The organism is bacterium, from assembly GCA_020444065.1.
Classification (GTDB): Bacteria; Sumerlaeota; Sumerlaeia; order SLMS01; family JAHLLQ01; genus JAHLLQ01.
Window position 1 is genome coordinate 1 of sequence record JAHLLQ010000007.1, and the last position, 25011, is coordinate 25011.

The 25011-nt window shown below is 58.3% G+C and carries 18 protein-coding genes; 1 reads left to right on the forward strand and 17 read right to left on the reverse strand.

Annotated elements, in window-relative coordinates:
• Positions 1–61: 61 nt before the first annotated feature.
• The 14 genes from KQI84_15830 to KQI84_15895 form a co-directional block, all read right to left on the reverse strand.
• On the reverse strand, positions 62–343 hold the full coding sequence (locus KQI84_15830) for a hypothetical protein (GenBank protein MCB2156343.1): 282 nt from the start codon (positions 341–343) through the stop codon (positions 62–64).
• A gap of 492 nt (positions 344–835) precedes the next feature.
• On the reverse strand, positions 836–1330 hold the full coding sequence (locus tag KQI84_15835) for a hypothetical protein (GenBank protein MCB2156344.1): 495 nt from the start codon (positions 1328–1330) through the stop codon (positions 836–838).
• Between the two features lie 530 nt (positions 1331–1860).
• Positions 1861–2394: a hypothetical protein gene (locus tag KQI84_15840; protein MCB2156345.1), complete on the reverse strand. Its 534-nt coding sequence runs from the start codon at positions 2392–2394 to the stop codon at positions 1861–1863.
• 541 nt (positions 2395–2935) lie between these two features.
• The gene (locus tag KQI84_15845; GenBank protein ID MCB2156346.1) at positions 2936–3682 is read right to left on the reverse strand and encodes a hypothetical protein; all 747 of its coding nucleotides are present in this window, start codon (positions 3680–3682) and stop codon (positions 2936–2938) included.
• An 87-nt stretch (positions 3683–3769) separates the two neighbouring features.
• Complete coding sequence (locus tag KQI84_15850) at positions 3770–4063, reverse strand: hypothetical protein (GenBank protein ID MCB2156347.1); 294 nt, start codon at positions 4061–4063, stop codon at positions 3770–3772.
• A 235-nt stretch (positions 4064–4298) separates the two neighbouring features.
• Complete coding sequence (locus KQI84_15855) at positions 4299–4712, reverse strand: hypothetical protein (GenBank protein ID MCB2156348.1); 414 nt, start codon at positions 4710–4712, stop codon at positions 4299–4301.
• A gap of 326 nt (positions 4713–5038) precedes the next feature.
• The gene (locus tag KQI84_15860) at positions 5039–5818 is read right to left on the reverse strand and encodes an SDR family oxidoreductase (GenBank protein MCB2156349.1); all 780 of its coding nucleotides are present in this window, start codon (positions 5816–5818) and stop codon (positions 5039–5041) included.
• Positions 5819–5841: 23 nt separating this feature from the next.
• Positions 5842–8688, reverse strand: coding sequence for a glycosyltransferase family 39 protein (locus KQI84_15865; GenBank protein ID MCB2156350.1), 2847 nt, complete (start codon positions 8686–8688; stop codon positions 5842–5844).
• Positions 8685–12641, reverse strand: coding sequence for a hypothetical protein (locus tag KQI84_15870; protein MCB2156351.1), 3957 nt, complete (start codon positions 12639–12641; stop codon positions 8685–8687). The genes KQI84_15865 and KQI84_15870 overlap by 4 nt, the downstream gene beginning before the upstream one ends.
• Before the next feature lie 194 nt (positions 12642–12835).
• Complete coding sequence (locus KQI84_15875; protein MCB2156352.1) at positions 12836–13957, reverse strand: 6-phosphofructokinase; 1122 nt, start codon at positions 13955–13957, stop codon at positions 12836–12838.
• Between the two features lie 83 nt (positions 13958–14040).
• Positions 14041–15864: a chloride channel protein gene (locus tag KQI84_15880; protein MCB2156353.1), complete on the reverse strand. Its 1824-nt coding sequence runs from the start codon at positions 15862–15864 to the stop codon at positions 14041–14043.
• A 67-nt stretch (positions 15865–15931) separates the two neighbouring features.
• The gene (locus KQI84_15885) at positions 15932–18586 is read right to left on the reverse strand and encodes a GAF domain-containing protein (GenBank protein MCB2156354.1); all 2655 of its coding nucleotides are present in this window, start codon (positions 18584–18586) and stop codon (positions 15932–15934) included.
• A gap of 158 nt (positions 18587–18744) precedes the next feature.
• Positions 18745–20037, reverse strand: a complete 1293-nt coding sequence (eno, locus tag KQI84_15890; protein ID MCB2156355.1) for a phosphopyruvate hydratase — start codon at positions 20035–20037, stop codon at positions 18745–18747.
• 248 nt (positions 20038–20285) lie between these two features.
• Positions 20286–21329: a ketose-bisphosphate aldolase gene (locus KQI84_15895; GenBank protein ID MCB2156356.1), complete on the reverse strand. Its 1044-nt coding sequence runs from the start codon at positions 21327–21329 to the stop codon at positions 20286–20288.
• A 320-nt stretch (positions 21330–21649) separates the two neighbouring features.
• On the opposite strand from KQI84_15895, the gene KQI84_15900 reads away from it, so the two are divergent.
• Entirely contained in the window at positions 21650–22906 is a 1257-nt protein-coding gene (locus KQI84_15900) for a protein kinase (protein ID MCB2156357.1), read from the forward strand.
• A gap of 17 nt (positions 22907–22923) precedes the next feature.
• Here KQI84_15900 and KQI84_15905 read toward each other — a convergent pair whose 3' ends face one another.
• Genes KQI84_15905 through KQI84_15915 form a run of 3 tightly spaced genes read right to left on the reverse strand, consistent with a single transcriptional unit; the run spans position 22924 to position 24957 of the window.
• Positions 22924–23799, reverse strand: a complete 876-nt coding sequence (locus KQI84_15905; protein MCB2156358.1) for a TonB family protein — start codon at positions 23797–23799, stop codon at positions 22924–22926.
• A gap of 6 nt (positions 23800–23805) precedes the next feature.
• Positions 23806–24219, reverse strand: coding sequence for a biopolymer transporter ExbD (locus tag KQI84_15910; GenBank protein ID MCB2156359.1), 414 nt, complete (start codon positions 24217–24219; stop codon positions 23806–23808).
• Positions 24220–24222: 3 nt separating this feature from the next.
• Complete coding sequence (locus tag KQI84_15915) at positions 24223–24957, reverse strand: MotA/TolQ/ExbB proton channel family protein (protein MCB2156360.1); 735 nt, start codon at positions 24955–24957, stop codon at positions 24223–24225.
• Between the last annotated feature and the right edge of the window lie 54 nt (positions 24958–25011).

The following is a 25011-nucleotide window of genomic DNA, read 5'->3' on the forward strand; positions in this document are numbered from 1 at the left end:
AGAGCATGCATCAAAAACAACCGCGCGTCCAGATGCAGTTCGTAGGACGGATACGTTTTTTCTATTCCCTCTCGACTGGATTCTTTCTTGGCCGGCCCGGTTTCTTGGGGGCCAGCGATCGGCCCAGCAGGCGCTCCAGCCACCGGACGAAGCCCCCGTCGCCCAGCGGACGGCCCGTGCGTGATGCCCACACGTCGAGGCCTTCACGCTCGGCGCGCTCGCCGAGAATGCGCAGGTATTCGGTTCGATCCGCCTGGCGAAAGAACACCGGATCGCGCCGGTTGCCTCGATGCGTCAGGTGGTACGGAAATCCGACGGCAATTGCGCGTGCCATTCGAGCCATAGTGAATTCAGGAAGCGCCCGATTGTAGCGAGGAGCAAGGCGAAAGGGAATTGCGGGGAGAAAAACAGGTGGCTGTCCCTTGATTTCCCGTCACTTGATTTCCTCAGAATGATCGAACTCCATAGATGTCGCTCAACACCGGAATCCGCACCATCGCGAGGAGCCAGATTAGGTACACGAGATTGAGGGGGATCAGAAACCAGTACCTGCGCAAGCAATGGAATCGAATGAGAGCCGCCACGGTGATAAGAATTCCGCTTAAAAGTACTACACAATCATACGTTCCCGGCGGCTCTATGGGGGGCAAGAAGGCCGAGCAGAAGTAGAAGCCACAGAATGCGCACTCGGCGAGCGAGGCCTTTGAGGATGTCTTCCCCGGTTGTGTGTCTTTCATCGTTCGAACTCCGATCTCCAGGGATCGCTGCTCGATGGGATCTGTTCTGCGCCACACCTCAGGCACTTGGTGCTGGAAGCCAGCCTGACGAAGCTCTCCTAATTCCCCTCCGCCGCCATGTGGCCTGCCGTGCTTTCAAGAAGCCAATGCGTCCCTGTCCTTCGCAGCTGCAGCGTGCTCACTTCGTCCGGCGTCAGTTTCCCCGATTCCTCCAGTTCCCGAATCGAGTCCGGCAGCCGACCATGGTCCAGGGCGAACTCCTGAATCGCGAGAACTGTCAGCACACGCTCCCTCGGCCACAGAGAATCGGCGTCATTGGCCGCACTCCAGTTCTTTTCCCAATTCGGGTCAGACTTCATAGCCTCCAACTGCTTGGTCAGATCCGAGATCAATGCTTCGCGGTTCTCTCGCGAAGAATTCTCCAGAATGTAGCTATGTGGCTGCGGGTGGTTCATACGAACGAACCAGTACGAGACTACGCCCGCCGCGATGACCAAGAGCATGCACGTCGCAATCACAGCAACCCGCGGCAGCCGCGAGGGCCGCAACGCTCCTTCTGTTTCGCTTGGCGTGTCGTTCTGTTCTTGGCTCAAGACAACTCCCCCGCTTCTCTCGCCACCAGGATGCCGACTTCATACCGATGTGTCGACCGATAATGTCTGTGGGTGCGGGGGCTATGACTGCGCCGAAAGGAGCACATCCAGACGGATCTGCAATGCGACGTACCCGGACAGGCCCTCTTCAGCGAAGGCGTATGATAACATCCTTTCACCTCCATCACCTCCGCAGGTGAGAATGGCCCGTACTCCAGAAAGAAACACTTCTGAGGCTCGCAGTATTTGAAGCTGAGAGTATCGCTAAATCTACTTCGAGTGATGTAGTGGGCTTCTTCAAGATGCGGGAGCATCTCGATCTGACCGGCCTGGAATCTGAAAGGCAAGATCATCAGATCATTCCACTTGAGAAGATACTGCTCAAATGAACGTAGGCCATTCTCTGACCAGACAAATGTAGCTTGGCTTCCCATGCGTTACTCCTCAATCTAGAGTGGATGCCGCAATCGATTGGGCCAAGCATCTGCAAATGGCATTCTGAGCAGAAGTAGCATCTTTGCTCATCGCTCTCAGCCCAACTGATCAAGCTGCCTTTGGAGAGCTTCGATATCTTCATCCGAAAAATAGACCTCGGCTCCCTCCGCCGTTCCTCGAAGACGGGCTGCATAGAATCCGTATCTTGCCATCATGCGACGCTCATCCATCTCTTGGAGATTGTCCAATTCCAAATTCCCACCGAGGCAGAGCAGTTGTTTGGGTACCAATCGCACTCCTCTCTGAAGTGGCCCAAATGCCTGCTGCCAGTCGCGAGCTGTTGGATAGCTTGTCCAATAGCAGAAATCATCCAGAACTGCGCGGGCCCATTCCTCAATTGAACTGCCCATCTGCTCATGCTCACCAATTTCGGGGTCTAAACGCAGAAATACGCCATCACAGACTCCAAACTGTCCGCCAATGATATCTTCGCCGAAAAAGCAGGTTTCCGATATCGGAGCCCCATACACATTTTTCCAGGAATCCATAGCATTCCATTGCTCCAAGCCTCTTGCTGAGGAGTTGGATCCGTATGGCCGGATCAATAAAGCCGACTCCAGAGCAAACATGCCATTGCGCCTCTTATAAAGCTCTTGAAGGGGTGCGGGCAGGGAGCCAAGTGCGGAATGCTGGCAGGGAGAGACTGGCTCTGAGGCTATTTCCAACAGCTTCTCCAGATACCTTCCCATATTCCCGATGCCTTCACGGAGTTGATCGCTCTTCCTACGTCTGTTGCTGGAGAGGACGCCGAATTCGGTCTTGCTCTGCTTTCGCGCTCTCCCCAGATCATTCTGTACTGCCGATTCTCATTGTGGAGATCGGCTGACAGCGATTGCCGCGATAAGGTACGCGATGCTAACTTCTGGCAAGACAATGCTAGCAATCCGCGCTATGATAGGATGCCCCTAAATCACCTCCACGTGCAGAAAGAACACGCCCCGGCCGATGTCCGAATCAAGAGAGTAGCATCGAGGCATCGAGGCCTTCTCGAATATCGAGTTCGTTCTGCGGTAAGCCCCGTTGAAGGGAGCTCTTGCCGCCCGGCCAAGGGGTAGCCGGTTCTTGGGGAATGTTCAGATCAGATCTTCCTTTGCGGGTCTGGACCAAGGGTCATGCATTATTCTTGGCAGCATTGCCGTAGAGGATATCTCGCAGATCTTCCTGCACTCTCCTTTGTTCTCCTTCATCAGAATCGAATACACTGTAGGGAGTCGAGATCTTTAGGATACCGTTCGGTAGTTCCTCAAGATTCAGCCAAGATGCCTCCCGCAAAGCATCGATTGAGAGTCCCACTTTTTCCATGAACATGGGACCGATCCACATAGTCCCACCGACTGCCTCTACATATCCGTTCCTGATTACCCGTCTTCCAGGATTGTTTGATGTATCAATTATCCGCTGTTCGAGAGGAAAGGGAAGGCCATTCGACTTCATCGGAAGGTCATCAAAATTCCTTCCCTCGGATGTATACTGAAGTGGATCGAATGCGTTCTGCCAGTAACTGTAGACAGAATCGTAAACCCATGACTGCATAAATGTGGGCGAATCAAAGAATGGACTGACCCAAGATTCCGCATCCGCTGGTGTGCCAACAAGTCCTTCCATCTCAATGAAGGAATGTGCGCGATTCCAAACATGGCTGTAACTAATCTCCCCCTCATCGACACTTAAATCGAAGTGTGATTTATTCCACTTCTCCAGCCTCGATGTGACCCTATTCAAAGCCACCTTTCTTCCTTCCAGTCTGACTACGGCATGTTCATCGAGTCGATTCGACAGATTGTCCTGCAGTCTGCTCCAGACTTCCAGAAGTTGTAGACCCATGAAATCTGTTATGATATGAATCGAGTAGGTCATGCTCAAAACTCCGTGATCTTTACTACAACGTTGCGCTCCGCGCCGTATGGAAAACCGGGGAAAACCGGGGACAGCCACCTGTTGTTTCTATTCCCTCTCGACTGGTTTCTTTCTTGGCCGGCCCGGTTTCTTGGGGGCCAGCGATCGGCCCAGCAGGCGCTCCAGCCGCCGGACGAAGCCCTCGTCGCCCAGCGGACGGCCCGTGCGTGTGTGGCGGCGAAGCTCCTCCGCGTCCTCCGACGGGATGCCCGCCAGCCAGCCAGCCCAGTCTTCGGTCTCGCCGGGGAACGGGCTGGTCGGCGAAAGCAGCAAATCCAACTCCGAAGCCGGCCGTTGATTCGACGTGGGCGAAGGAATTCGGGGACAGAATACTCTATTCATCGAACGTCATCTCAATCTGGCCGGGGGACTCCTCCTCTCTCGGCTTCAGCCCGCGCTTGTGGGGGGCGAAGGCGGGTGCCCCGACATCCACGTGATGCGGAACGCCGGGCAAAACGATCCGAGCAAGTCAGGCCATGATGGGATGTCCTCGAAAGGTACACACCGATGAAAGATATCGCGGCCGATGTCCGCGGCAAAAGAGAGTGACCTGCTCCCTGGTAGGCCATCATGCGTCTCAGATCTCTTCGCCAGTGATTTTCTCACGCAATTCCAATGCCTCAAAGAGTACCGGAAAACACCGCTTCACGGCCTCTCTCTCGAACTCGATGAAGCCAATCTCCTTGAGGTCGCTTTTCATGAGTCCGATGATCTTCTCCAGATTCGCTGACAGCGCCTTGACAAGCTCATCTGTATCTTCCTCCTCTTTCACATCGATGCCTAGAAACTCGAGGGCTCTATCGAGAAGATGCCAATCATTCTGATTAGAGGGACTGACATCAATACCCACAGAGCCTCGATCGCGGCAGACTCGAAGATCGAAGTCCACAGCGCTCGCAACGACCACTATGTTCCCAAAGGAATCATAGCGCTGCGCAAAGGTAATACGCATTCGTTGCTTGTCTACGAAAGCGTCCAGGGCCGGCGACATCTCGCTCAGCAATTCACATGACATTTCACTGCCTCACGGGGGTGGAATCGAGACCGCACCATCTTTGGGCAAAGTGAATCCCCTTTCATCCATTAGCCTCTTCCGGTACATGAGCTCTTTCCAATGGGAACTGGGGACAGTCGCTTTCTTCTATGTGAAGCTCATAGGGAAATTCGGGAACAGGAAACTCTATTCACCGAACGTCAGTTCCATCTGGCCGGGAGACTCTACCATTTTGGGTTTCCACCCGGGCTCGTGGGGGGGGGGGCACGGCGCCTCTCAAGATCTCACAGCGGTCGTCTCGTGCTCGACCTCGAAGGTGTGGCTCAGTAACCCATCCCGCCATCGATGTTTGTGATCGAGCCGCTGATGAAATCCGCTTCCGGCGATGCCAGGAACACCGCCAGTCGCGCCACTTCCTCCGGCGAAGCAAGGCGACCGAAAGGAACCATCGACGACATCGCGTTCCGCGTCTGCTCGCGCTCTTCCGGATCCTTGGTGCCGTGATAGAGCGACGGCGTGTCCGTCGGACCCGGCGCGATCGCGTTCACACGAACGCCGATATCCGCCAGCTCCTTCGCCAGCACCCGCGTCATTGTATTCACCGCGGCCTTCGTCGCTTCATAGATACCCATATCCATGTCGGCACGCGAACCGGCAACGGACGAAATGTTGATGATCGTGCCGCGTTCGCTCTTCTTCAGAAACTCGATCGCTGCTTTCGTCACGATGAAAATCCCGCGAACGTTCACACCGAACATAATGTCAAAATCTTCGTTCGACGTATCGACGATACGGCCGCGACGGAAGATGCCCGCGTTGTTCACCAGCACATCCAGCCCGCCGCTCCACGACGTGCCGATGAACTGCATCACGCGTTGCGCATCCGATTCAATCGACACGTCCGCCACGCAAGACTTCGCCTCGCCGCCATCCTCGCGGATCATCCGGACCGTTTCCTCCAGATACTCCGCCCGCCGCCCTGTCACCAGGACGCGGCCGCCCTTCGCCGCCATCGCAATGGCAATAGCCCGTCCGATCCCCGTTCCGCCGCCCGTCACCAGTACGGTGCGATTCTCCAAGAACTTACCGGTTTGATCCGACATGATCAGACACCCCTTTCGATGGGTCAGAAGGCTCCGATATCCTTACGAACGCAGAAGACATAATCGACCGACGAGATATCGGGCCACGGCGAATTGGCACGCTCGAACGTGCGCCGGTGCAGCAAGTAACCGAATAGCTTTTTCCATTCCTGTTTTGCATCGTACGCCGGTCCGGCCTGGGGAGATTGATCCAGGTAGTGCCCAGGAATCCACAACTTCCAGATGTCGTCTAAACGATCCCAATCCAGCGTTTTCGGCGTCCAGAACATCCGCGAGCGGCCACGATAAATGTCGTATTCCTGCTCAAGCTTGGGATACTTCGATTGCATGTCGACGTCAAGAATGATGAACGGCCACTTCTCTTCGATCGCTTTATTCACATCCACCCATTCGGTCCAATCCACATCCCGCAGATACCACCGAACCGGCCAGATCGTCGCGCCCTTAACCAGAACCTTGACGTCCTTCTCTTTGATCTTCTCGTTGTAACTCGAAATCCACTCCGGACCGTTTCCGATCCGCGTCGTTCGGACGCTCGCAACCTCCTGGTAACGCGTCACAAGTTCGCAGTGATGCTTCAGATCGTCCGTCGTGTGACCATAGACCATCTTCTCGCGCACGTCCCAGTTATTCCGGAAGCTCAGATTAATCGCCGCCTTCGCATTCCACGCAAACGCGATTGCCACCAATGCCAGCAACGCCGGAGCGAACCGCCGCCACTTCTTGTCCGCCCAGATCTTCTGCGCGTAACTGCCCATCAGGATGATCAGCGGAATCGCCGCGTGAATCCCAACCCACGGCACCTTCTCGCGCGCGTAACTCGCCGCACCGAACGCCGTAATGGCCCACCAGATCAGGAAGCCATGGAACTTCTCGCCCTTATCAATCGCATGCCACGTCAACACCGTCCCCACGATCACCAGGAACGCGATGATGAACAAGTGCATGCCACTCGTCAGACTCAGCAGATCGTCCAGATGCTTCTGACCCGAAACGAGCGAATCCTTCGCGTCTTTCACAGGCTCGCCCGCGATCTTCTGCAAACCGGCCCGCCCATCGACTTCGACCTTCTCGATCTTATTCAGGTTATGAGTGAGGTACCCGGACCACTCCGCAGAATTGAAGTACACGGCGGAATACAGAACAAACACGATGATCGCCAGCGGATACAGGTACTTCCCAAGATCCGGCTTCGCGATCAGCCCAATCGCCAGAATTCCGCCCCACATCGCAAGATTCTTGAAATACGGAACAAGAACGAATTGTTCGATTCCCCCCTCGTTCCACGACGCCCCTGAGCTGTGGAACACAAGAGCGTGGAACCCCGCCATCGCAATCGCCGCCAGCAGGATTCCCACCGGCGTCACACGCGACCAGTGAATCCGCTTCACCGCAATCATCCAGCCGGCAAATAGCGTCAGCACCGCCGGCAATTCGTACACCAACAAATTCACACCATGCATGTGGAACGGCCCACGGATGCGATGCCATTCATTCTGCCCCACCCAGTACCCCAGCGTCCGATGATAGATGTTGAACGGCCCATCGGGGTGCTTGAAGAACGTCGTGAACATCGCCAGGTAGAACGCCAGCCCGGCCAACAACGCACCGTAGATGAAGAACTGGCTCTTGTTGATGTTCGACCAGAACGTCGTCAGGAACTGCCGATGCCCAATCCGCCGCTCGACGATCTGTTTCACAACCCACATTCCGACAAATGAACCGACGATCAGGGCGATGTAGAAGAAGCGCCAGAATATGGGTCTCGCAAGAAGCCCATCCTTGTCCTCGATTTGCCCCATCCAACTCAGCGCCATCGGGATCGAACGAATCTTGTTTAGTGGGAAGTCATGTCCGATTGCCTGAATCACATCGGCATCGAAGTGCATTCCCTCTAGGACCTGCGTCAGCGTCAGTATCACAAATGCGATCAGCACCAACCCTGCCACAGCAACCGGTGGGAAACGAGGAGTCTCCGCCGGTGGCGTGTCCGCCTCATTCGGCGAAGGATCCTTGCCATTAAGAAGGCGCGCAGCAAGGTCGTGCACCACCAGCATCGCAAAGAATGTCACGCCCGTGAAATACACAAAGACGCTGCTTTCCTTGTTACAGAACAACACCACAACCGCCAGGATCAGGCTCGCCGCCCAACCCGGCCTCCGCGTTCGCCACCACCAAAGCGCCGAACACACAATCCACAACGTACTGAAGAGGAATAGCGCATCGTTTCGATAGAACCGTTGATAGAACATCATCATTGGCGAAATCGTATAGAACGCCAGCGCCACCCACGTTCCGATTTCACCGAGCCAACGCCTCATCCCCCAGATAAAGAAGAAGCCAAAGAATCCCAATGCGCCGACGCCGATTCGCATCGTGTAGTCGCTGACGCCGAAAATATGAAAGACCAGATTCTGCAAGTGCAACATCGCCGGCCCGTGCAGGATTGGCAGGTACGTGTAGTTGAACTCGCGGTGAAGCTGATACTCCGTATAATACACAAACAGCGATTCGTCGTGCATGATGGGCTTGTCGCCCAGATCATAGAATCGCGTGAAGAAACACATCACGACCAACGTCGCAAACAGCGCCACCCGCCACGGCGTCCACCAGCCTCGCGGTTCCACCGGACACGCCGCCACGACAGGCTCGTCCGCTGGAGGCTCCTGCACAGGAGGTTCTTCCTGCGCCGGCAGCTCGGATTCCACCTCCGCCTCCTCGGGCGCATCCGCGTCCACTTCGGCAAGCGGCTCGCTCGTCTCTTCCGGCGCTTCCGGTTCTTCTCGCAGCTCGTCCATAACTTCCTGCTGCTCCATCTTCTCCGGTTCGGAGTCCTGAGGATGCTGGTTCTTATTCTTCTTCCGGCTCATCGCTCAACCTCCTCTCCGCCCTTGAAGGAATCCGGCACGCGGTAGATCACTGTCCCTTGATCCTCCGGGACATCCTCTCCTTCAACGCTCGAGAACACCTTCTCCCAGTCCTTGAACTTCTCGAGTCCCGGACCGGCGTAGCGCTGTTTCTCAATGCTCCCGACAATCACATAGTCGATGTTGTAAAACTCGAACAACTCGCGGACTTGATCGAGCGTCGCCGCGTTGTACATTTCCTCCGCGTCGGCCTTCACCTTCTCGATCAGATCCATCGAAGAAATCGCCCCCGCCTTCGGATCCCGCAGAGCCTCCGCCAGTCGCTCCTTCCGATCCTTGGACATGTCCGGGAACGTCTCGTCAATTCGCGCTGCCAGATTCTTTTTCGGCGCCGTCGCCAGCAACTTCAGTTTCGCAATCTGATCCTTCTCGTTGGCCGAGAACAGCTGCGTTCCAATCTCGTGAATCTTCAATTGGGCAAGCGTGAACCGCTGGGCAAAACGCCAAGCCAACTTGCTCTCAACCGGCTTGCCCCATCCGCGCCACTGCATCTCATGATGCGTCCAACCAACCATCGTCGGCCGGCCGGTGTTCGATGCGAATCGGCCATTCGCGCGATAGGCTTCCGAGCCCGGCGCCTCCAGAATGCGGGCCTGCGGCTCCATATTTTCCAGTATCCAATCAATTGCCTCGGCGTCGCCCTTCATGCCGGGCATTTCATCCATGTACGCGATCGCATCCAGCGTGCGAACTTTGTAAGTGTTTGGCTTCTTTTCATAGTAGCTCGGTAGCGGTTCAATAAACAGACTCCGCGTCCTCAACGCCGTCGACGAGTACGGATACAACATGCCGACCAGGAACAGCGCGACCGCCAGCACCGCCGCCGGCGACATCAGCGCCCACGTGCGGATCGTATTCATCGTTTTCGGGACGTTTCCGAGAATCGGCAGCCCAACTGCGAACGGAATAACCAGCGTGACGACCAGAAGAATCAACAGAATCGCCAGGACCAATGCGAACCACGGATCCAGCAGCCCCCGCAGTCCCGCCAACTTCAGCATCCATGGAACGACAATAAAGACGCCAACCAGGTAAGCATAAACCACCGGGTCCGTCAGCGACTGCACCAATCCGCGCGGCTGTTCCTGTTCGCTCGGGCGGAACATCTCCGCAAATCGACTGACGGCAAATACCATCCCACCCGCCATGATGGCCCACAGCGGATAGTAAATCTTAAATGGCGTATTGTATCTTTCCAGGTAACCCGAGTACGTATCGTCGAAGTGCAAGACCTCGACAAACCATTGATAGAAGAACGCGATCGACAGGAACACCCACACCGCGCCGTCCGCTTTGCGATGCCGAGCCGCCGCCAGAATGATCGATGTCGCCATCAATGAAATCGACAGCGGCCCCGCCCACTTCGTCATGTAGTTAATCGTAAATGCAAACAGTCCGACAAAAACCATCCAGTACGCAAACCCGCGCCCCTGGGTCCATCGCCGCGTTTGCTTGATTCCAAACGCCAGCCACATGACCAGAATCGGAATCAGGAACAGACCCCAGTGGACAAAGAAATCGCGCAAGTCCGTCCGCAACTCCGGTGGGAACGGATTAACGGGGGAACGACTCCAGAACTCCTTCCAGAAATCGCCCGACGTCTGCAGCAATGTCGGGCTCAAACGCGGAGGCAGCTTGCTGACGAGAAGTTGCTTTTCCTGCACCAGCGGCGAATGGAAATACAATTTGAACGGCAGAATCGTAAACAACGCCACAAACCCACAAACGGCATACGCCGAACCGACCGTAATCCACCAACGCTTCAACGGGCTCGGCCGATACAACGCCCACCACGCCGCAATCGCCGCCAGAATCAGGAACGCAATCGAGTCTCGAAGAGCCACCAGTCCCGCCGATGGCAACTCGAGGTCCTCGACCACGCTCTTGCTTGCCACAGCCGAATCTGTTGTTGTGACGACAAGATCCTGTCCTGACGCGAAGTAACCGCCCGCAAAGTTAAATCCAAGCGATAACACCACCGCAACGGCAGCACACGCTGCTCGCAATTCCCACCGTTGCACAAGAACCGCGCTCAGCCAGCTTCCCACCCAGAGCACGACAATTCCGCCCAGCCAGAACTCCGGCTTGCCAAACATCACGACAACGCCGTGTTGCATATTATAGACAAACGCGGCGACCAACGTCAGAACGACAAGCATTCCCGCGAAGCCGATCCATCGCCAACCCATCCCGCATTTGACTTTTCGCAAAGCGATAATCAGCGCGATCAGCAACAACGGCGACATCACCACCGCGTCCCAGATATTCACCGGGAACACCATGCCGATTGTCACGCCCATCGCGATCAGGTCTGGCCAGACGCGCTCGAACCAGCGCCGATCCGTGCGAACCATTCGCATCGAACGGCGCAGCAACGAAAGCACCGAACATAAAATCAGCAAACTGTACGGAATTGCCATATGGTGCGGATGCAAATCGCCCAGGATCGCAGTGAAGTACGGAAACTCCGTAATCGTCCCCGAACTCTTCTGCCCTGGCGGCGAACTCTTAATCGCACGACTCGATCGCCAGAAATCGACCTTCGCAAGATTCTCCGGACTGAAACGCAGGTATCCCGGAGACGCCAAGATGTCCTTCAACCTGCGATCCCGTTCCCCACGAAGCTTATCTCTTTCCGGTTGCGAGAGATCAGCGAAGATCGCATCCGCGATCCCGCCCATCACAGCCAACTCCTCGCCGCGCACATCGACGACAGGCTTTGGTTTTTCTTCCTCTGTCTTGTCCTCGGATTCTTGGCCTTCTTCTTCTTTCTCTTGTTTCGCTTTCTCGAGGGCCGCTTTGGCTTTCTCTTCCGCTGCCTGCGCCTTGGAGATGTTCTCTTCGGTCCAGAGATCGTTATCCTCCAACACGGCGATCTTCAGCGGGACCTCCAGCCGCTCCCTCACCGCTCCGGCGACAGCCTGCGGATCGCGCGTTGCCAATTGTTGCCACGCATCCAGATTGCCGAAGAATGCAATCGCAAACGCGCCCAGCAATCCCCACACGATCCCGCGCGGCAATGACACCGGACCCACGCGGCTGCGCCTCGGAAACAACTGCACCAGGTTGAACACAAACGCGAATCCCATCGCGAAGCTCAACCCAAACACCGTTGCCAATCCGAAGTTGAACGCGTACCGCCCCTGCATGCCGATCATCTTCGCCAGCGTCGCAACCGTCAGGTGCCCACCATAATAGTAATTCGTCGGCTCGCCCAGGAACCATGCGTCCGAAGGCGGCATCGACGATGACTGCATGATCGAATTCAGATGATTAAAATTCCCGAACTTCTCCGCCGCCGACATTCCCGTGTCGTACGTAGCATAAGGAATATAAGACCGAACATTCAGAAAGAAAACAAACGCGAACAGAAAGCACAACTGCGCCGCTAGAAACGGAATCGCAATGTTCCGCAGGCGGCGCTTCAACTGGCCGTACTCCCCTGCCCAGGCCAGCGCCGACGACACCGCAATCAACAAAACGGCAAACCACGCCGTCACGCCCCAGTGAGGCAGATGAACCAGTCCCAGAAATACAAACAATCCCGCAGGCCAGTACAGCCGAACAAGCCCCAGCAGATCGCGCTCTTTGCGCGCCCGCTTCTCCACCATCACGCGCCAGCCGCCGATGCCCACAAACACAACCCCTGCCATCAGCATCGCCGCGCGGAACACGAACGCCTGCGGGTCGCTCAGGAACCACCGCATCGAGAGCGCCCATGTGACAAACACCGTCAGCGCGATCCCCGCGCCCATCGCAATCCCGGCGCCGCGGTCGGCAAGTCCGCGGAAGAAACGCATCACAAGCGGCAACGCAGCCAGCGAGATGACAACGCACGTCAGCCACCAGCCGAACCCGGTCATGAGACCATCCCGCCACCAGGAAATATTCGTCATGAAGTACATCGAAATCCGACCCCTTCCGGGGGATTCAGGACCCGGCCGGCCACAACTCACCGCCGGGCGCGGACCGTATCCTGCCACAAAGCGCCAGAGGACCGGATCGCGCCCACGACGTCAAGCGCAGTAGTGTCAAAGGTCGAGAACCCCAGAGCCGCCCGCAGCCGATCGAAACCCGCGACCATCGAAACTCAGTCGCCGAACGTCGTTCCCACCAGCTTTGCCGACTGCACCCAGCGATGGTCCGGAGGGACCAGTTTCTTGTTCCCCGCCACCTCTTCGAGAGGAATCAGCGCCGTCTCGTTGTTCCGCAGCGCCACCATGTTTCCATACTCCCCGCGGTGGATCGCTTCGGCGCATGCCGTACCCAGCTGCGTCGCCAGGATCCGGTCCGCCGCCGAAGGTGTTCCCCCACGCTGCAGATGTCCCAGAATCGTCAGCCGCGACTCCTGCCCCGTCAGCTCCTCCAGCTTCTTCGTCAGCTTCATCGTGTGATGAACGTGCTGTTCGTGAAACTTCTGTAGCTTCTCCGAGGCAGCCTTCTGCGCCTCCTTGTCCCCGGCCTCATCGCGCTCACGGACGAGTTTCGCGATCTTCTGCGAGTCCTTCACTGAAACAGCGCCCTCCGCCACGGCCACGATGCTGAATCGCTTGCCCCTGCGGGTACGTCCGCGGATTGCCGCCGCCACCTTCTTCACGTCGTACGGGATTTCCGGAATCAGGATCACGTCCGCTCCCCCGGCGATCCCGGCGCCCAGCGCCAACCACCCCGCGCGGTGCCCCATGATCTCCACCACGATGATGCGGTGGTGGCTCGTTGCCGTGGAATGCAGCCGATCGATCGCCTCCGTCGCGATCCCCAGCGCCGTGTCGAACCCGAACGTAATGTCCGTTCCGCCCACGTCATTATCGATCGTCTTGGGCAATGTCACCACGTTCAGACCCGCCTTGTGCAGGCGGAACGCGTTCTTTTGCGTCCCTCCCCCGCCAAGACATACCAGGCAATCCAGGTGGTGCTTATTGTAGGTATCGATGATCGCGCCGGTCATATCTTGTACCCGGCCGCCGACATTCATTCGATGAGGCTTGTCTCGCGAAGTCCCCAGAATCGTTCCGCCATCCGTCAGAATTCCCGACAGCAAACGAATATCCAACGCCATCGTCCGGTCATGAACCAGCCCCCGAAACCCCTCTCGGAATCCTGTGAACTGCATGCCGAACTTCTCGTGGCCGGCCTTGCCGATGCCTCGAATGGCAGCGTTCAGCCCGGGACAATCGCCCCCACTGGTCAGGATTCCAACGTGTTTCGTCATGGTGTTCTCCGCATGGGGGATTGCGACTCAAGCGGAGCATCTCCGCACCCATGGGAGAAGGCAAGGATGGAGTGCCAGACGCCTTATTCCCGTATGACCTTCCGATAAGCCTTCAACACCTGGCCGCGATAGACCACGCCCACCACCCGGCGTTCCTCCAGGTTGTTCACGATCGCGATGCCTTCGCTGTCGCTCGAACCGAAAATCTCAATCGCCTGGCTCGCCGGTGAATCCGGCAGCAGGTACGGCGGATTCGGATCTGCCACATCCTGAGCGATCAGCACCGCTTCGCCTAACTCGCCGAGATTCAGCACTGTACGGAGGTCCGTGGTCGAGACGATGCCTTGCAGAACGCCCTTCGAGTTCGTCACCACGAACGCATCGTCATCCGTCGACCCCAGCAGATCCAGGATGTGATCCAGCGTATTCTCCTGGCGCAGATTCACGAACTCCTTCTTCATGATATCGCCGATGGGAATTCGCAGCAACGGATCGCGTCGGACGCTCGTTTCCTCCACGTCGAACCCATCGCGCAGCAATGACAGCGTGTACACCGAGCCCTTTCGCAGGCTCGACGTCACCAGCGAGCTGATCGCCACCGTGATCATCAGCGGCAGCACCAGTTGATAGTGCGCGCCGGCCACCTCGTACAGAATCAGCATCGCTGCCAGGGGTGTCCCGATCGCGCTGCTCACAACTCCCGCCATGCCCACCATCGCGAACACGCGGAAGTCCGGCGACCACGTCGGCATCATCTTGTCCACCACAAGACCGAACGCCCCGCCCAGGAACGCGCCCGCGATCATCGCCGGAGCAAACGAACCGCCCGTACCGCCGCTACCCAGCGTCAGGCTCGTCGCCACGATCTTCAGCCCACAGATCAGAATCAGCGACAGGACCACTGTCCGGACGATCTCCGGGCGCGAACTCGACGCCAGCACCAGCTTGTTTACCGTTTCGTAGCCCTCACCCAACACTCCCGGCGCCTGCAGGCCGATGATGCCGACCAGCAATCCACCGATGGCCGGCTTCGCCCACAGTGGGACCTTAATCGCCGAGAACACGTCGTGCATCCAATACAGCGCCGTCGTCAGCAGCGCCCCCACGATTCCACAGATCACGCCCAGAACGGCGAACTGCAGCACCAGCAGCAGGCTTGGCTGAATCGTCTCCAGGCTGTTCCGGCTCAGTTGCTCGAACGCCGGATCATTCGGCATCAGCGCGCTCGAAACGACCGACGCCACAACAGCCGCCACGACCACCGGGGCGAACTTCCGCACGTTGAAGTCCCGCATGATCAGCTCGAGGGAGAAGATCACCCCCCCGATCGGCGCATTGAACACGGCCGCCAGCCCCGCCGCCGACCCGCATCCGATCAACGTCCCAACCTGCTCTTTGCGCACATGGCCCCGTGTTCCGACCAGCGACCCCACCACCGATCCGATCTCGATGATCGGACCCTCAGGCCCGGCCGAACCCCCTGAAGCGATCGTCAGCGGCGACGTTGCCGACTTGATCGCCATCGATGGCTGCAGGTTGATCTGACCCGTCGCCACCGCCTTCATCACGCTCGGCACGCCGTGCCCGCCGCGTAGATGCAGGAGCTTGTAAATCAGCAGCCCCACAACCAGGCCGCCAATTGCCGGCAGTGCCGCCTGGAGCAGTACCTCCCCGCGATGCGCCCCGAAATCCTTGAAACGGAACAGCGAGGCATCGTCCCCGAAGAAGAACTCGTGGCTTTGCAGCAGCACCCAACGGAAAATCGTCGATACCACACCCATCAGAAGACCGACCACCACCGACAGCATCAGCAGATAGCCGCCCTCCGACGTCTGGGTCCAATGACGAAGGAAAACCTTCAGATCGGACCACGATCTGATGGCAAGAATAGGAAAACGCTTGGTCATGATTACGGGCATTCAGTTCTCGGTGAGGCGGATCGGGATATCGGGGAAATTCTGGAACAGGCACCTATCATCCGATAATGATCTTCTTCCCACGCCTCCGGATGGCTTGCTCGGGCGAACCGGCTCCCGCCTGCGGGCTCTCCGATTCCTCCTGCTCGTCCGCCGGGGTCAAGGGAAGCATCAGTCTCATCGTCGTTCCAACGCCGACTTTGCTCTCCGCCTCCAGCGTACCTCCCATGGTTTGCGCCAGGCCGAAGGACACAGACAAGCCCAGACCCGTCCCCTTCCCCTCGGTCTTTGTCGTAAAGAACGGATCGAAGATCATGCCCAGATTCTCCTCCGGAATGCCCATCCCGCTATCGATCACTTCCACGCAGAACAACTGCTCGTGTTCCAACCCAGCCCTTGTCCGAATAACGATCTTCCCGCCGCTGTCCAGCGCATCGATCGAGTTGCGTATCAGGTTGATCATGATCTGGCGGAAGTAGTCGCTGCACAACCGCACCTCCACCAGCGCCGGGTCTTCCTCAAAATCGATCGAAACCGAGTGCTTCTTCAGCGTCCCGTAGAACAGCTCGATCAACGTCCGAATCTCCTGGCGGATGTCCACCGTGGCATACCGCGGCCGGCTGGGTGTGCTGACTTGTCGCAGTTGCGAGACAATTCGCGCGATCCGATCGATCTCCTCCGTGATCACATCCAGAGTCGACTGCACCCCGGGGCCTTCGTCCAATTCGCTCGACACGCGCGCAATCTGTCCCCGCAGGATCTTGATATAATTCTTGATGATCGAGAGCGGGTTATTCACCTCGTGCGCGATGTTCGCTGCCATCGAGCCCGCCGCCGCAAACTTCTCCGTCTGCAGCAACTTCGCCTGGGCCTTCTTCAGCTCCTGGGTCCGCTCTTCGACCGTCTCCTCCAACTCCGTCGCAAACCGGCTGACCCGCGTGTAGAGCCGTGAATGCTCGATCGCGATCGCCAGGTTCTCGCCGATGCGTTCCAGCATTCGCACCTCGCCCTTCGTGAAACGCCCCTCGTCCGAGCTGGCCAGGTTCAGCGACCCGATCGGCCCCGCCCCGCCCATCAACGGCACAACGCAAAGCGACTTCATCCCCAATGGAATCAGCGTGTTATCCTCGAAGTACGGCTTCTCCATTCGCAGGCGCCGCACCGTCACCAGCCGGTCCGTGATGGCCTTCGCGATCACGCTGCGCTCCCACGGGACTTCCGTTCCCAGCGGCAAATCCTCGCGCATCTCCGGATAAACATATGCCAGTGCCAGCGCCCCGGTATCTTCCTGAATCAGGCTCAGCGACAGCCGATCGCACGGGATCTGCTCCAGGATTTCCTTCGTCACGCGCAGGAACAACTCGTCCAGCTCCAACGCCTGGTTCACCGACTGGCTGATCGAGTGAATCAGCTCCAATTGGCGAGCCTTCTCGTCCAACTCCAACAGCCGCCGGCCCAGATCCTGGTACGACCGCAGCAGCGACGCCGCCATGTCGTTAGCCGCATCCGCCAGCACCTCGATCTCGTCCCCCGAACGCACGTCCAGGCGATAGTCGAGCTCGCCCATCGCGAACCGCTGAACCCCCTGCGTGACCCGCATCAGCGGTCTCACCAACCTATCCGACAGCCAGTACGCCAATACGATCGCCAGCACCGTCATCACCAGCGCCATCAGAACCATCATCCACAGCGCCTGGTTGACCGGCGACGCAACTTCATCCAAATCAACAATCTGCAAAACGGCCCACTTCACCTGCGGCAACGGATCCGGCGCTAGCTTCTGGAATGATCGTAACTGGCTGAACGCCACGCCCAGGCGCCGAGTCCCGACCGCAGGTGTCTCGAAACCGTCCATCATCCCGCCGAAAAACGTGTCCCGCATCTCGCCGATCGACTCCTCCAGCTCCTCCTCCCGGACCGGCGAATACACGACGCCACGCGTTTCCGACAGCACGATCAGCCGCTGGCCGAGACTCGGGTTCACGTCCTCTATTTCTTCCAGAACCGGCGCCAATGGGAACGACGCGACCAGGTAGAAGTGTGTCGCCGGCTCTCCCTCTTCCCCATTCTCCTCCACCAGCGTCTCCCGCGGCGGAGTCAGCTCCTGCCCCACCAGCAGCCGCACATCGCCCTGTGTCGACCCCAGCACCTCGCCGGCAAACAACGAATCCGGCGACGTCGAGGCCATCGCCGACAGCAGTGGCGCACCCGCCAGACCCGGCGGAATCTCTGTCGCAGAAATGATGCGATTGCCCGCAAGTTCGCCGATAATTCGCCCGCCGCTGGCCAACAGGAAAAACCGCGCCGTATCCAGCGGAGACTCCTCGGCGGACAGCCCGCGGCCCAATTCATAGACCGTCCCCGGCAGCGCCTCCTGGCCTTCCCCCTCCGCAAAATCGACCAGATTCTCCGCCAACTCTGGATCGCTCGCCGCAACGCGCAGCGCATCCACACGCGCATTCACCTCACGATCCAGCGCACCGGCCATCCGTTCTGCCATCGCCGTCGATTGATTGCGAACCGTGTAACGCACCGCCCCGGATGCCGCGAACCACGACAAAGTCAGCGCCAGCAGCATCGGAATCGTCGTCAGCGCCAGAACGATCGCCATCATCCGACGGCGCATGCTTCCCCGTGCCGGCGACTTGCGCTCGGCAGGCGTTGCCTCGACCGCAGACGGATCGAAAGGCGGATATTCGTTTTCAGAAGCCATGCTCTTGTCCCACGAGAGTGCGCACCCCCCATCCTCCCCAAATCCCAAGAAACGTCAAGGTCACAGGACGCCCCCCTCGGCGCTCCCCCAAAAAAGAAAACCGCCCGCACCGTTTCCGATGCGAGCGGTCCTTCACTCCGTCTCCCCACTCAGCCTGCTTACCGCATATTGTAGAAGGCCTTCATGCCAGGATACTTCGCGGACTCCATCAACTCGTCTTCGATGCGAAGCAACTGGTTGTACTTGGCAATACGGTCGCTGCGGCTGGCCGAACCGGTCTTGATCTGGCCGGCGTTCGTGGCCACCGCGATGTCCGCGATCGTCGAGTCTTCCGTCTCGCCGCTACGGTGCGAGATCACTGCCGTGTAGCCCGCCAGCTTCGCCATCTCGATGGCGTCCAGCGTCTCCGTGATCGTACCGATCTGGTTCACCTTCACCAGGATCGAGTTCGCACAGCCCGTGTCGATGCCCTTGGCCAGGAACTTCGTGTTCGTCACGAACACATCGTCGCCCACCAACTGGACCTTCTTGCCAAGGCGATCGGTCATCAGCTTCCAGCCATCCCAGTCGCCTTCGTCGCAGCCGTCTTCGATCGAGACGATCGGATACGCGCTGATCAGCTTCTCGTACAGGTCCACCATCTCCTCGCTCGTCTTCTCTTCCTTCGTCGACTTCTTGAAGACGTACTTCTTCTTCGACTTGTCGTAGAATTCGGAAGAAGCGACATCGAGCGCGATGCGGATATCGGCGCCGGGCTTGTAGCCCGCCTTCTCGATCGCCGACACGATCGTGTCCAGCGTCTCCTCGACCGTCGACAGGTTCGGGGCGAAGCCGCCCTCGTCGCCGACGCTCGTGTTCAGGCCCTTGGCCTTCAGCACCGACTTCAGCGCGTGGAACGTCTCAGCGCCCATGCGCAGCGCCTCGCGGAACGTCGGGGCGCCGACCGGCATAATCATGAATTCCTGGAAGTCCACCGTGTTGTCCGCGTGGGCACCACCATTCAGGATGTTCATCATCGGAACCGGCAACGTCTTCGCATTCACGCCGCCGATGTACTGGTACAGCGGAAGGCCGACAGCCTCCGCCGCTGCGCGTGCCACGGCCATCGAAACGCCGAGGATGGCGTTCGCGCCCAGCTCGCTCTTCGTCTCTGTGCCGTCGAGGGCCAGCATCGTCTGGTCCACCTCGACCTGCTCGGTCGCGTCGAGTCCAAGGACTTCCGGCGCAATCCGCTCGTTCACATTGTTGACAGCCTTCAGGACGCCCTTGCCCAGGTAACGGCCCTTGTCGCCGTCGCGCAACTCGAGGGCTTCATTCTCCCCCGTCGAAGCGCCGCTCGGCACCATTGCGCGGCCCAAAGCGCCACTCTCCAGCAGGACCTCAACCTCCACCGTCGGGTTGCCGCGGGAATCCAGAACCTCCCGAGCCAGAACGGACTCAATCATTGTCATCGGAGTACTCCTCTCGTGATGAAACCTTATTAAATTGTGAAAAGTTTGCGAAATTCTGGCGCATCTCGCGCCACTTAGCCCAGGCCTTCTGCAAAACCCGTGACACTTCCAGCACCCTGCCCCGGCCGGGTCAATCGGAACTCCTCAGAGCTCCGCCCCAGAAAAAACGGGCCGGTCGGACCCGATTCACGGATCCAACCAGCCCGAGTAGTCTATCAGCCATCAGTCACTGGCCACTTGCCACTTTCTCAGTACTTCGCAGCCATGTCCTCGATGGTCATGGGCGCGTAGTCGCCGCCGTGACCGGCCTGGCCGAAGTCGTTGATCTTGCCCTTGATGAGCTCGTAAAGGGACTCGCGGGCGGGCTTCAGCCAATCGCGCGGGTCGAACTTGTCCGGCGTCTCCATGAACACCTTGCGGACCGCGGCGGTCATCGCCAGGCGGCCGTCCGTGTCCACGTTGATCTTGCGCACGCCGCGCTTGATGCCGAACTGGATGTCCGTCATCGGGATGCCCATGGCGGCCTTCATCTTGCCACCGTACTTGTTGATCGCGGCGATCAGTTCCTGCGGAACCGAGGAACTGCCGTGCATGACCAGCGGGTAGCTCGGATAGCCGGCGGCCTCGAGGTTCTTCTCGATCTGCTCGATGCGGTCCAGCGCCAGGCGCGGGGGAAGAGCATTGCCGTCCTTGTCGTAGCGCATCGTCTTGTAAGCGCCGTGGCTCGTGCCGATCGCGACCGCGAGGCAGTCGATGCCCGTCTTCTGGACAAATTCGACGGCCTGGTTCGGATCCGTCAGGTGAGACTCATCTTCGATATCGATGCCTGCGCCGTGGCCGTCTTCGATGCCGCCCAGGCAACCAAGCTCGCCCTCGACCGTCACGCCGTGCTTGTGAGCCATCTCGACCACTTCCGCGGTCGTTTCGACATTATATTCATAGGATGCCACGGACTTGCCGTCTGGCATCAGCGAACCGTCCATCATCACGGACGTGAAACCCAGTTCGATCGCCTGCTTGCAGGTCTCGGGAGAGTTGCCGTGGTCCAGGTGAAGGGCAACCTTGACGTCCGGGTGCCGGATCACGGCGCCTTCCATCAGCTTCTTCAGATAGATCATGTCGGCGTACTTCAGAGCACCGCGGCTGGCCTGAAGGATCACCGGCGCGTTCAGCTCTTCAGCCGCGCGCATGATCGCCTGGATCTGCTCCATGTTGTTCACGTTGAATGCCCCGACGCCATAGCCTCCCTTGGCGGCCTCGTCGAGAATCTGCTTCATCGGTACCATCGGCATGGCCCATCATCCTTTCGCCGGGGAATCCGGCTTACTGAGTTTGCGGCAGTCGAAAGCCTCTCCCCCGCCTGCCGAGCGGCAAGACGGTTGATCTGCACCCCCCCATGGTCAAGGCAAACCCCGCGGAATGACCCAGTTAGAGCGATTGGACCGCTCCAGAATCCAGCAAACACGGCGGCTTAACCGCTTTCTCTTCTGCTTGCCATCAAGATCGCTTCGGACAAAGATTCGGAGCCATGGACACACCGGAACAAGTTCCCAAGATGATCGATTCAAGACCACCCATCTGTATAACCATATTGCAGATGTCTGGAGAACCCTTGTCGCTCGTCCTCGACCAGGATGAGGTCACCATCGGCCGCTCCCTGTCTTGCGACGTTCCATTCGACCCCGCCAACCACCCGCACATTTCTCGCATCCACGGCAAGCTCGTCCGCGGGGACGATGGCCGCTGGATGTACGAAGATGCCGGCAGCAAGCATGGCTCCTATATCAACGGCAACCTGGTCCACGAACCGGCGCAACTCGACCGCGGGGATAAGATCTCCCTCGGCTCGCCCAACTCCTGCGTCGTCATTACCTGGCCGACCCCGCGTGTCACCGGCAGCGAAGCCACCTACCTGAAGTTTCATAAGAAAGAATCCACCCACTTCCCGCTCGCCTTCTCCGAGCCCTTCCTCGGAACCTACAGGCGATACAAGAAGATCGGCGCGGGCGGGTACGGCGAAGTCTGGCGCGCCTCCCCCATCGACGAGGAGAAGGATGCCGTAGCGGTAAAACTGCTACACCCCGATCTTCTCACGCTCGGGAATCTGGAAATTGAAGAACGCCTGAAGCTCATCCGTCGCTTCCGCCGCGAGGCGAAGTTGATGCACCTTCTCAGCGAAGCGGATATTCCAGGCGTTGTGAAGGTTTACGATTGGGGCGACGATCCCGACCGCGATTATCTCTTTCTCGTAATGGACTATATTGACGGCGGATCGCTCGAACGTTTTATATTTCGCAATCAGATGATTGAGCCTCAGCCCGCGCTGAAGTACTTATATCAAATCGCGCGTACGCTGCAATACGCCCACGAATTCAAATGGACCGACGACGACGGCACAGAACGCCACGGAATTATACATCGCGACATCAAGCCGGCGAATATATTAATTGATGAACACAAAGACGAAACGTGGATTGTAGATTTCGGAATTGCCGCAATTGAAGAAGGCGGCGAACGACTGACGGCGACTAATACGGCATTGGGGAGTATTCGTTTTCTTCCGCCGGAAGCCCTGTTCTCCAGTTCTACTTCCGGTGCGGTTGACCTGTGGGCATTTGCCGTCACGGCGTATGTCTTGTTATCGAGAGGACACTTTCCATACTCCGGATCAAAGATTACAGAACTCTATCAAAACATGCGCGAGGGCAAAATCACACCGCTCACATACTACCGTTTTGATATAGAGAAATCCTTCTGCGATGCCCTGCACTCGGCGCTCGATCCTAATCCTGAATCGCGCATTCAGACCGCCGCCGAATGGGTCGATCTCCTCGATTCAATGGCAGGGGCAGACTTCGAGACGATCTGATTGTTTCGGGAAGCGCGCTAGCGCGTAAATGAAAAGACAATTTCCGTGTCGACGCGGTCTTTGCGGATACTATCCGGCAGGGGCGAGAACCGCTTGGCCGACTTCAAGGCCTTCAGCGCAAGGGCGTCCAAGTTCGCATTCCCGGAACTCTTCCGCACCTTGATGTTCGTCAACTCGCCGGATCGCAGGATTGTAAACTGAACGATCGCTGTGGCATCCCGGCGCTGCTCCGGCGGGACAACGAAATACCGCCCGACATGCGCCAACGCGCCCTTCGCGTAGCTGTCCGGAAGCCCCGCGCCTCGCAACGTCGCTTGCCCGACTGTCGTTTCATCGGGGTCCGCGTCCTTGGTTGGTTTGGCTGTTGGCTTCGGCTCAGACTTCTGCTGGGTCGTGCTCTTCGTGCCCTTCTCGATGTTCCACTTGTCGTACAACTTCTGGAAATCCTCGCGCGAGAGTTCCTCTTCCCTCTTGGGCTCCGGCGTCTTCGCGGGAGTCGGCCTCGGAGTCTTTCGTGGGGTCGGCTCAGGCCTCGGAGTCCTCTTCGGCGTCGGCTTCGGCGTTTTCTTCGGAGTCGGGCGCGGTGTGGGCTGGGGAGTTGCCTTGGGGGTCTCCTTAGGCACTTCGATCTTCTTCTCCGGTTGAGGCTTGGGTGGCTCCGGCTTTGGCGTGGCTCTCGGAGTCGGCTTTGGCTTCGGAGGGTCGGCCCGCTTTGGTTCAGGTTTGGGAGCGGGGGGATCCTTCAGGAGCGCGACCTCCACGGGCTTCGAGTCGGGGCTTCCAAGGAGAGACTTCGGCTTGTTGTGGATCGCAAAGAAGGCAATCGCCACAATGATGATTGTGTGGAGAAGCAGCGTTCCCGCCAAGCCAAACAACTTGTCGCCAAAGCCCATGATTCGTCAGTCCAAAGGATCTGTGACGATTCCGATGTTTCCCACAGAACCGTTCTGGAGTGCCGCTACAACGCGGGTCATCTGCTCCCAATCGACGCCGCGATCAGCCTCGATCGCAACCGGGCGGTCTGGATCATCGGTACGGAGCCGCTCAATGTCGCCTACGAGGTCGTCAAGCGATGAAACTTGTCCGTTCACCCGGATGTCCGGCCCCAGCGCTCCCTGGGTTATCGAAAGCGTAATCGGCTGGTTTTGTTTGAGTTGGGGAGCTTTTTCTACCTTAGGTAGTTCCAACTCCACACCGTACTTCAGCGCGGGAGCCACGATCATGAACGCGATCAGCAGCACGAACACAATATCCAGCAGGGACGTAATATTGATGTTTGCCTGTGGCTTCGAGACCACGCGATGACGTCTCATTGGTTACTCCCTCTGAAGGAAGTGTTTCTGGAAGACGTTGGTCAGCTCGTGGGCAAAAGAGTCCATTTGGCTGGCCAAGTGAGCGATGCTCGATGACAAGTAATTGTACATGGCAGCAGACGGAATCGCGACCACCAGGCCGAATACCGTCGTGATCAGCGCCGTCGAAATTCCCGGAGCCAGAGTCGCCAGTGCTGCGTTTCCCTCGCGGCCTAGAGCCTGGAAGGACCCCAGGACGCCCCACACAGTTCCGAACAACCCAATGAAAGGAGCCAGTGATGATGCCGTCGCCAGAGTGACCAGACGGTCCTCGAGCCGGCGCATCTCCGCTGCAATCGTCCGCTCCAGCGCGCTCTCCACGCTGGTCTTCCCCAGTTGGATTCGGTGCTCGAGAGACAAGCCGGCCGAGATCGTGTTCTTGGTCTCGACCTCATACTCATAGTAGGATTCGCGCAAGAGAGCCGCCAGCGGGCTGTGTTTGTACTCCTGGGCAAGGCGGTAAATCTCCTGGAGAGACTTGTGGCCCTCCATACATTCGGAGATGAATTCCTCCGATTCCAGCTTGGCGATTCGGATCTGCCGGAACTTGGAGAAGATGTAGTAGCCGCTCCACAGGGACAGAATGAAGAGGATCAGCAGGCAGCCCATTCCGATCAGGTCGCTCTCTGCGATGGCTTCGCCGAGATTGACGCCGATTTCGAAACGGGCGAGGAGCAGGGACGGGACGATTACGGACACAGCGGTTGCCCTCGCGTTGAGCGATAAGTCGCGGGGCGCCCAAGTCCTGAGAGA